General features: G+C 31.9%; 8 protein-coding genes. 3 read left to right on the forward strand and 5 right to left on the reverse strand.

Annotated elements, in window-relative coordinates; all coding sequences use genetic code 11:
- Nucleotides 1-33 precede the first annotated feature (33 nt).
- The 5 genes from DIU01_RS00350 to DIU01_RS00370 all read right to left on the reverse strand — a co-directional run bounded on the left by DIU01_RS00350 (nt 34) and on the right by DIU01_RS00370 (nt 5,052).
- Entirely contained in the window at nt 34-900 is an 867-nt protein-coding gene (locus DIU01_RS00350) for a rhomboid family intramembrane serine protease (protein WP_290831281.1), read from the reverse strand.
- 1 nt (nt 901) lies between these two features.
- A complete protein-coding gene (locus DIU01_RS00355; RefSeq protein ID WP_290831288.1) occupies nt 902-1,651 on the reverse strand; it encodes a rhomboid family intramembrane serine protease in 750 nt (249 codons plus the stop codon).
- A complete protein-coding gene (gene mutL, locus DIU01_RS00360; RefSeq protein ID WP_290831282.1) occupies nt 1,651-3,528 on the reverse strand; it encodes a DNA mismatch repair endonuclease MutL in 1,878 nt (625 codons plus the stop codon). Before mutL ends, DIU01_RS00355 begins: the two co-directional genes overlap by 1 nt.
- A 162-nt stretch (nt 3,529-3,690) precedes the next feature.
- Complete coding sequence (gene ribH, locus DIU01_RS00365; protein WP_290831283.1) at nt 3,691-4,188, reverse strand: 6,7-dimethyl-8-ribityllumazine synthase; 498 nt, start codon at nt 4,186-4,188, stop codon at nt 3,691-3,693.
- A gap of 72 nt (nt 4,189-4,260) precedes the next feature.
- On the reverse strand, nt 4,261-5,052 hold the full coding sequence (locus DIU01_RS00370; RefSeq protein ID WP_290831284.1) for a hypothetical protein: 792 nt from the start codon (nt 5,050-5,052) through the stop codon (nt 4,261-4,263).
- A 142-nt stretch (nt 5,053-5,194) separates the two neighbouring features.
- Between DIU01_RS00370 and DIU01_RS00375 the strand changes: the two genes are divergently transcribed.
- From DIU01_RS00375 to DIU01_RS00385, 3 genes are read left to right on the forward strand one after another with little or no spacing between them, the layout of a single operon-like run.
- Complete coding sequence (locus tag DIU01_RS00375) at nt 5,195-6,274, forward strand: DNA replication/repair protein RecF (RefSeq protein WP_290831285.1); 1,080 nt, start codon at nt 5,195-5,197, stop codon at nt 6,272-6,274.
- A 54-nt stretch (nt 6,275-6,328) separates the two neighbouring features.
- On the forward strand, nt 6,329-7,024 hold the full coding sequence (locus tag DIU01_RS00380; protein WP_290831286.1) for a thioredoxin domain-containing protein: 696 nt from the start codon (nt 6,329-6,331) through the stop codon (nt 7,022-7,024).
- An 11-nt stretch (nt 7,025-7,035) separates the two neighbouring features.
- The gene (locus DIU01_RS00385) at nt 7,036-7,287 is read left to right on the forward strand and encodes a hypothetical protein (RefSeq protein WP_290831287.1); all 252 of its coding nucleotides are present in this window, start codon (nt 7,036-7,038) and stop codon (nt 7,285-7,287) included.
- Nucleotides 7,288-7,306 lie beyond the last annotated feature (19 nt).

Genomic DNA, 7,306 nt, shown 5'->3' on the forward strand with positions numbered 1-7,306 from the left:
GCTATCTGAAATCTGCTATCTGTAATCTAAAAACTACTTTCCAGCTTTGAAAAGAAATTCTTTTTCTTGAGCCGTCAAACTATCGTAACCTGACTGACTAATTTTATCAAGAATTTCGTCTATTTGTTGCTGCGATTTATCTTTTGTTACAATTTTACTTTGTGCATTTACAACTGGCTTTCTCGGATTAACATGAACTTTTTTAAATGGCTTTGCTTTACTTGGTTGAAACAAATTAACAAAAAAATTGATGATGTTGGTTACTATGTTACTTAAATCGGTTCCGCTTTGTAAAACCTTGATGTAAATTACACCAAACAATGCGCCAGAAATATGAGCAATGTGTCCACCAGTATTTTCAATTAGAATTTGCATAATATCTAAAATCAAAATCACAGCAGTAAGATGCCATAACTTTACATTACCTATTAATAATAATCTAATTTGCATCAATGGTTGATAAGCTGTAGTTGCCACTAAAATAGACAAAACTGCAGCCGAAGCACCAATAATAGGAGCACTAATTCCCATTAAGAGATAGGCAATAACAAATGCTAATCCTGCAAAAACAGCACTTAAAATATACAATCCGAGAAATTGTTTTTGGGTGAAAAAAGTTAGGAATAATCGTCCCGAAAAATTGAGCATTACCATATTAAAAAACAGATGCCAAAATCCCGAATGAAGAAAAGCATAAGTTAAAAAGGTCCAAGGAAAAATTAAAAATTCACTTGGATCTGATGAAAGTGCCAACCACGTTGGATACTCAAAACGAAATGCTGAAAACTGGAAAAAAAACACCAAAGACAATAGAAACAAACCCACATTCCAATAAATTATTTTATTAGTAATGTCGCCAATTCTATATTGCAATTTTATATCGTCAAATATTCTACTCATCTCAGTTCCAGCGATTATGATTAAATTGATTTTTCTTCCAAAACCACATCATTATAAATCCGGTTAATGCTCCGCCAATGTGAGCAAAATGGGCAATTCCTGTACTTCCTGCACCAAAAATAGAGCTTCCTTTAAAACCTAAAAATAAATCGATTGCTAATATTCCAGGTACAAAATATTTTGCTTTTATCGGAATTGGAATAAACATTAAAGATAATTCGGCATTTGGAACCATAAAAGCAAAGGCAACTAAAAGTCCGTAAATCGCTCCAGAAGCACCAACAGCTGGAACATTATAACTTTGCAGTAAGTTACTCAATCCTGATTGACCAAGTATTTGTTCCCATTGCAAATTATATTTTCCTTGCGCCAAAATATTAAAAACTTCTGCTTTATCAGTACCATTTTCTACCAAAATATTTAAAGCACTATGAAATTGATAATAATTTACTCCAGAATGCAACAAAGCAGCTCCAAGTCCGCAGGAAATGTAGAAAAATAAGAATTTTTTTCCACCCCAAAAATGTTCCAAAGCACTTCCGAACGAGAATAAGGCAAACATATTAAAGAAAATATGCGCAATTCCTCCGTGCATGAACATATGCGTTAGTGGTTGCCAAAACTTAAACATTGGATTTTCAAAATAGTACAATGCAAAATAATTATCTGCAATTGGAACCAATTGACTTCCAATAAAAAAGATAATATTAATAATCAAAAGTTGTTTTACAACAGGTGTGATATTATTCATCATAATGCAAATTTTTTGTCAATATCTTCCACACGCATCGTGATGAAAGTTGGTTTTTGAAAAGGCGAAACATTAGGTTCTTTGCAAGCAAAAAGATTATTTACAAGATTTTCTTGCTCTTTTTCGGTCAAATAAGTTCCGGTTTTTACCGATAAACTTTTGGACATAGATTTTGCAATAGTATCATTCTGACTGAAACTACTGTCTGGAATTCCGTCTTGCAAATCGGTGATTAATTGTTCCAAAACCATCGAAACTTGGCTTTCAGAAGTATTAACCGGAATTCCCGAAAAATGGATGGAATCTTTATCAAAAACTTCAAATATAAATCCGGTGTTTTCTAATGAAGGTTGTAATTCGGCGATCAATTTCATTTCATTATTTGAAAAATGCAACTGCAACGGAAACAATAATTGCTGACTAGATGCTTGATGCACAGTCATATTTGATAAAAATTGTTCGTACAAAACTCGTTGGTGTGCTCGTCCTTGATCAATAATTACCATTCCCGATTTAATCGGACTTACAATATATTTTTTGTGAATTTGATACGTACGTTTTATTGTTTGTTCTTCTTCTTTTTCGTCAAATAACGATGCTGTAACTTCTTCATTTTCGAAAGAAAAACTTTCCACTTCAGCTGTATCATGCTTTAATCCAACATACAAACTTTCCCAATTGGCAGAAGCAAATTCGTTACTTCTGTAATTAGAACTTCCAGAAAATTGCTTGGCTGGCTTTTGCGTTGCCAATTCATTATCATTAGAATTTGAAAACGGATTGTATGTACTATCAACTTGAATTGTAGGATATTCTGCGGTTTTATTTTGATACTGATAAGGCGTATCCAAATTTGGATCTCTATCAAAATCTAAAACTGGTGACACATTAAATTGTCCTAAACTATGTTTTATTGATGAACGTAAAATGGCGTAAAGCGCATGTTCATCATCAAATTTTATTTCGGTTTTAGTAGGATGAATGTTGATATCAATTGTGTTTGGTGGCACATTTAAGTAAATAAAATACGTCGGTTGCGCACCATTCGGCAACAAACCTTCATAGGCTGACATCACAGCATGATGCAAATAACCACTTTTTATAAATCGATCGTTTACAAAAAAGAACTGTTCTCCTCTATTTTTCTTTGCAAATTCAGGTTTCCCTACAAATCCTTCTATCGTTACAATTTCGGTTTCTTCTTGAATTGGAACTAATTTTTCATTGGTTTTTCCAGAAAAAATATTTACAATTCGCTGACGGAAATTAGAATTTGGCAAATTAAACATTTCACTTCCGTTGTGGTACATTGTGAAATAAATATTGGGATGCGCCAAAGCAACTCGTTGAAATTCATCTACAATATGACGAAATTCAACCGTTTCCGATTTTAAAAAATTACGTCGCGCTGGAATATTAAAAAATAAATTTTTCACGGCAAACGAAGTTCCTTTTGGTAAAACCGATGGTTCTTGAGAAACAAACTTACTTCCTACAATAATAATGTGCGTTCCTAATTCATCTTGCTCTTGTTTGGTTTTCATTTCAACATGAGCGATTGCAGCAATTGACGCTAAAGCTTCACCACGAAAACCTTTGGTATGTAGCGAAAATAAATCTTCCGCCTGACGGATTTTAGAAGTCGCATGTCGTTCAAAGCACAAACGCGAATCGGTGACGCTCATTCCTTTACCATTATCAATTACTTGAACTAATGATTTTCCTGCATCTTTTATAATTAATTTTATATCAGTTGCACCAGCGTCTACAGCATTTTCTAATAATTCTTTTACTACAGAAGCCGGACGTTGTACCACTTCTCCAGCGGCAATTTGGTTGGCTACGTGATCTGGAAGTAATTGAATGATGCTTGACATTAATTAATTTATTGTTTGGAGTTTATTGTTTCTTGTTAAATCAAAGTTAGCAAATTTACGGAAATTCTATTGTTTATTATAGTTAACAACTTACTAAAAAAGAAAAAACCTACTCTTTAAAAAAGTAGGTTTCCAATATCTATTTTAAAAACTATTTAAAGTTTATTTATTCTCAGAAATCCTTCTTAATTCTGCCATTTTTATTGCAGCAATTGCGGCTTCTGTTCCTTTATTTCCGTGAATTCCTCCACTTCTATCAATAGATTGTTGTTCGTTATTATCAGTTAACAAACAAAAAATAACAGGAACGTCAGTTTGCACATTCAAGTCTTTAATTCCTTGAGTTACGCCTTCGCAAACAAATTCGAAATGCATAGTTTCTCCTTTGATTACGCATCCAATGGTAATTACAACATCAACTTCTTGAGTTACAATCATTCGTTGCGCACCATAAACGAGTTCGAAACTTCCTGGAACATTCCAACGAACGATATTTTCCTGAGTTGCGCCACAATCTAAAAGTGCTGCAATCGCTCCGTTATACAATCCTTCAGTTACATGATCGTTCCATTCTGAAACAACAATCCCAAATCGAAAGTCCTTCGCATTTGGGATTGTGTTTTTATCGTAATTTGATAAATTTTTATTAGCTGTAGCCATCTTTTAAAGATTGCAGATTACAGAATACAGATTGCAGAACTGAAATCTGCTATCTGCTATCTGCTATCTAAATTATTGAGCCATTCCAATTAAAGCATCTATACCTTGTGCTTCTGGAGCCATTTCGTATTTATCTTTAATTTCTGTGAAATATTTTAATGCGTCTGACTTGTTTCCTAATGTTAACGAAGTTTGACCTGCTTTTAATAAATATCTTGGAGATGTTAATTCGTTTGCATTCATTTGAGATGCTTTCACATAAAATTCTAATGCTTTTTTAGCATCATTTTTTTGAGAATAAGCATCACCAATTGCACCAACAGCAATAGCACTTAAGAAAGTATCTTTAGAAGAGAATTTTTCTAAATATTTTACAGCATCATCATATTTTTTCAAATTTAATGAAGCAATACCTGCATAATAGTTAGCTAAGTTTCCTGCATCAGTACCAGAATATTGATCAGCAATATCAACTGCACCTTGTTTTCCATCAGCACCTTTAAGCACTAAAGTAAACAATGAATCTTGAGTTTTTGGCTCAGCTGCGTCAACTGCTTTTTGGAAATTTTGTTGAGTAACAAAAATGTCATTTGATGCATCTACTTGTTTTGGTTCTACAACAAATCTTTGGTATAATAAATATCCTAAAGTTAAAACAGCAATTAAACCTAAACCACCTAAAATATATTTTTGGTTTTTTGCAACAAAATCTTCTGTTCTTGAAGCTGTTTCGTCTAAAGCGTCAAATGCTTTTGCAGTTGTGCTATCTTGAGCATCTACATTTACATCTTCAATAAAATTATTATCTAATTTTTCTTCCTTTTCTTTTGGTGCTTTGTAACCTCTCTTATTATAAGTTGCCATTTAAATTTAATTTAGTGTGCGCAAAAATAAAATTTTTATTCTAATTTGAAAGTCATTTTGTCGATAATTTTCAATAATTTGCACCCACTTAAAATAAAATACTCACAAAGTCTCTGAATTCAGTGTTTTCAAGCCATTACAAATGTTTTTAAAAAAAATTTCTTTATTCAATTATAAAAATTTTTCGGAAGCAACGTTCGAATTTGATTCAAAAATCAATTGCTTCGTTGGAAAAAACGGCATCGGCAAGACAAATGTGCTCGATGCAATCTATCATTTGTCGTATGGAAAAAGCTATTTTAATCCGTTAGCAATTCAAAATATCAAACACAATGAAGAGTTTTTTGTGATTGATGGCGAATTTGAAAAAGCAGAACGAAGCGAACAAATTGTAAGCACTTTCAAAAAAGGACAGAAAAAAATTCTAAAACGAAACGGAAAACAATACGATAAATTTTCAGATCATATTGGATTTATTCCGTTAGTGATTATTTCTCCTGCTGATAATGATTTGATTATTGAAGGAAGTGAGACACGTCGAAAATTTATTGATACGGTAATTTCGCAATTGGATTCGACTTATTTACAAGAGTTGATTCAGTATCAAAAAATCATAAGTCAACGCAATGCGCTTTTAAAATATTTTGCTTTGAATCATGTTTTTGAAACTGATACTTTATCTATTTACAACGAACAATTGAATGATTTAGGTCAGAATATATTTGAAAAACGTAAAAAATTTTTAGCCGAATTCCTTCCTATATTTAACAAACACCATCAAGCGATTACTGATTCTGCCGAAAAAGTGCAATTGGTTTACGAAAGCCATTTGTTTGATGGAGAAATGTTGACGCTACTAGAACAAAATTTGGCCAAAGACAGAGCTTTACAATATACTTCTGTGGGAATTCACAAAGATGATTTGTCGTTTCAAATTGACGATTATCCGATAAAGAAATTTGGCTCACAAGGACAACAAAAATCATTTTTGATAGCTTTGAAATTAGCTCAGTTTGAATTTGTCAAAAAACAATCGGGTGAAAAACCAATTTTACTTTTTGATGATATTTTCGATAAATTGGACGAAACTCGTGTTGGCAAAATTGTAGCAATGGTCAACGAAGACGAATTCGGACAATTATTTATATCTGATACTCATCCTGACCGTACCGAAAAAATCGTAAAAACTACGCATCAGAGTTATAAAATATTTAGTTTGTAATATTTGTTACATTGTTCTAAATTTACTCAATTAATTTTGCATTAAAAACACATTATGAAATCTAAAATCTTATCAATTCTATTCATCACATTTTTATTGATTAGTTGTCAAGGTCAAACTTCAAAAACCGTTGAAACGATTGACGGTAAAACCTATGCTGATAAATTATCTTCTACTGAAAATCCGCAATTATTAGACGTTAGAACTCCAGAAGAATATGCTGTAGAACACCTTGAAAACGCTTCAAATGTGAATTGGAACGGCGATGATTTTGTTGCAAAAGCTGAAAAATTAGACAAGTCAAAACCTGTTTTCGTGTATTGCAAAGTGGGCGGAAGAAGTAATCAAGCTGCCATAAAACTATTAGAACTTGGTTTCAAAGAAGTTTATAATTTGGATGGTGGAATTATGAAATGGCAAGGCAAAAAAACTGCTAATTCAAACACAAAACCAACCGGAATGAATGCATCTGAATTTGAAAAATTAATCAATTCAGATAAGAAAGTTATCATTAATTTTTCGGCAAAATGGTGCGCGCCTTGCAAAAAAATGGCGCCGTATTTAACTAAAATGCAAGACGAATTAAAAGGTAAAATTTCTTTGATTAAATTGGATGCCGATGAAAATAAAGCTTTAATGGAAACGATGAAATTGAATGAATTACCGGTAATTTTAATTTATGAAAACGGTAAAGAAACTTGGAGAAGTTTGGGTTATCTATCTGAGGAAGATTTGAGAAAACAGTTGTAAAACAAAAGAAAATGAAAGAAAATAAACTATCAAACTTAACAATTGAAGAACTTCTTGTAAGAAAAAAGAAGATAAGAAGTGGGTTTATTGGTTTAGGAATTGTAATGGTACTTGCAATTTCAATTTTAATTTATTTAATAAGTAAAAGCAATAATTATACTTTACTACCATTAGTTTTTTCATTTCCTTTAACTTTTTTACCAATCTTTGTTTCTTTAAATCAAATTAAAACCGAAATAAAATCAAGAAAATCTAATTTATAACTTTATGACAGAATTAACA

It is taken from the genome of Flavobacterium sp. (assembly GCF_003525665.1).
In the GTDB taxonomy this organism is placed as follows: Bacteria; Bacteroidota; Bacteroidia; order Flavobacteriales; family Flavobacteriaceae; genus Flavobacterium.

Coding starts and splice junctions, on each gene's coding strand:
- DIU01_RS00350 (WP_290831281.1), bottom strand. CDS start 900: ATGAGTAGAATATTTGACGATATAAAATTGCAATATAGAATTGGCGAC.
- DIU01_RS00355 (WP_290831288.1), bottom strand. CDS start 1,651: ATGAATAATATCACACCTGTTGTAAAACAACTTTTGATTATTAATATT.
- mutL (WP_290831282.1), bottom strand. CDS start 3,528: ATGTCAAGCATCATTCAATTACTTCCAGATCACGTAGCCAACCAAATT.
- ribH (WP_290831283.1), bottom strand. CDS start 4,188: ATGGCTACAGCTAATAAAAATTTATCAAATTACGATAAAAACACAATC.
- DIU01_RS00370 (WP_290831284.1), bottom strand. CDS start 5,052: ATGGCAACTTATAATAAGAGAGGTTACAAAGCACCAAAAGAAAAGGAA.
- DIU01_RS00375 (WP_290831285.1), top strand. CDS start 5,195: ATGTTTTTAAAAAAAATTTCTTTATTCAATTATAAAAATTTTTCGGAA.
- DIU01_RS00380 (WP_290831286.1), top strand. CDS start 6,329: ATGAAATCTAAAATCTTATCAATTCTATTCATCACATTTTTATTGATT.
- DIU01_RS00385 (WP_290831287.1), top strand. CDS start 7,036: ATGAAAGAAAATAAACTATCAAACTTAACAATTGAAGAACTTCTTGTA.